The organism is Phormidesmis sp. 146-33 (assembly GCF_052939515.1).
Genome location: NZ_JBJPHU010000287.1, coordinates 1 through 1211 on the forward strand (window position 1 = coordinate 1; position 1211 = coordinate 1211).

Consider the following 1211-nt stretch of genomic DNA (forward strand, 5'->3'; position numbering starts at 1 on the left):
TCCGTCGCGGACAACTAAGTTTGGCTTGCCAGCAGGAACCGTCTTCCTGGGTGAGTAAAACGGCATATAAAGTAGTGCGCGCTTGATGCCCAAAGCGAGTCAGCTTCCAGTTGAGGGTCTCATGAATTGGGTAGGCAACATCACCCCCCGCAAGTAGTTCTGTATCTGCAACCAGTTGGGTGGCGCATTGATAGAGGACGGGTGCGATCGCGCTGCCCTCAACAAACTCCTGTTGAATCTGTTGAGCAAACTTAGCCTTTTGAGATGCAGGGGAAGAACGAGTAATTAGGAGCGCCATAGGTTTCCTCCCCCCACTGCTAATTGATTGCTGTCCGTTGCAGGTGAGATTGAAGGTCGAGAATGGAAAGATTGTTGACTCAGCTTGTGGATTTGAAACATGGCTTGTTGTCCTTTGCAATAAGGATGTGAGCGAGAATAGCCATGCAGCAGCGCGAGTCCTTCAGATTGGACTTGCCGCCAGCCTGAAATTACCCGTAAAAATGGCAAAGTTTACACCCTTGAAGGGCATGACATTGCTACAGCTACATCGCGAGTTCACAAACGCACCCTGTTTGCGCCTGCGGCTGACTGTTGAAGTCTGTAATCGCTCGATAAAAGCCTTAAAAGCCCTGTCTAACCGTCAATTAGATTAGTCTTTGTCCTTTCGGCTATCTTTTCTCCCAGCACTCGATCAGGTTTCTGGTTCTAAAGGAGCTAGTTGAGAATGCACCCAAACTGTTTGGTAGAAGGTCTCTTCATGAAATGGGTTGAGTCATGCGTGGGAAAATTCAGCTTGAAGAAGAAAGACTGACCCAATGCCCCTGCTTTCTGAGTAGAGGTTAACGGCAGCGACTGACGCTTTTCCAGTGGTGGTAAAGTGTTCTAGAAACTGCCGTTCTTCAGCTTTGAGGGAAACGATGTATTTCTTTTGAGGCATGATCATTTCAACCTAGGACTTCATCCCCTGATTATCCCTCAATCTAACTTTGACAGACCAGTAGATGCAACCAATCAAATCATGCTGAACTATCGCGCTGCACCACCCGGACAAAAAATATTGCTTCAGCAAGTGCTAGATGGACAGGTAACGGCGGACATGGTGCGCTCGCATCGTTCTAATTGGCTACACGGCTCCCGTTGCCAGAGACAGCTTTGACACGCCCTATGGTGAAATGGCAGGGGTTTGGGTTCACGCTCACATGGTGAGTCAG

The 1211-nt window shown here is 48.7% G+C and carries 5 protein-coding genes; 3 read left to right on the forward strand and 2 right to left on the reverse strand.

Going from position 1 to position 1211, the window contains the following annotated elements:
- Positions 1–298: hypothetical protein (locus ACJ2PR_RS36005; protein ID WP_446880657.1), on the reverse strand; the 298-nt coding region annotated here is incomplete at its 3' end.
- Between the two features lie 127 nt (positions 299–425).
- Here ACJ2PR_RS36005 and ACJ2PR_RS36010 point away from each other — a divergent pair.
- Positions 426–653 carry a hypothetical protein gene (locus tag ACJ2PR_RS36010; RefSeq protein WP_446880658.1) on the forward strand — a complete coding sequence of 76 codons (228 nt, stop codon included), beginning with the start codon at positions 426–428 and terminating at the stop codon, positions 651–653.
- A gap of 119 nt (positions 654–772) precedes the next feature.
- Here the strand turns inward: ACJ2PR_RS36010 and ACJ2PR_RS36015 are convergent, their stop codons facing one another.
- Positions 773–937: a hypothetical protein gene (locus ACJ2PR_RS36015; RefSeq protein ID WP_446871928.1), complete on the reverse strand. Its 165-nt coding sequence runs from the start codon at positions 935–937 to the stop codon at positions 773–775.
- Positions 938–1018: 81 nt separating this feature from the next.
- On the opposite strand from ACJ2PR_RS36015, the gene ACJ2PR_RS36020 reads away from it, so the two are divergent.
- Together ACJ2PR_RS36020 and ACJ2PR_RS36025 are read left to right on the forward strand one after the other, a co-directional pair.
- The gene (locus ACJ2PR_RS36020; RefSeq protein WP_446880659.1) at positions 1019–1156 is read left to right on the forward strand and encodes a hypothetical protein; all 138 of its coding nucleotides are present in this window, start codon (positions 1019–1021) and stop codon (positions 1154–1156) included.
- Positions 1119–1211: CHASE2 domain-containing protein (locus ACJ2PR_RS36025; RefSeq protein WP_446880660.1), on the forward strand; the 93-nt coding region annotated here is incomplete at its 3' end. The genes ACJ2PR_RS36020 and ACJ2PR_RS36025, both read left to right, overlap by 38 nt.

Coding starts and splice junctions, on each gene's coding strand:
- ACJ2PR_RS36015 (WP_446871928.1), bottom strand. CDS start 937: ATGCCTCAAAAGAAATACATCGTTTCCCTCAAAGCTGAAGAACGGCAG.
- ACJ2PR_RS36020 (WP_446880659.1), top strand. CDS start 1,019: ATGCTGAACTATCGCGCTGCACCACCCGGACAAAAAATATTGCTTCAG.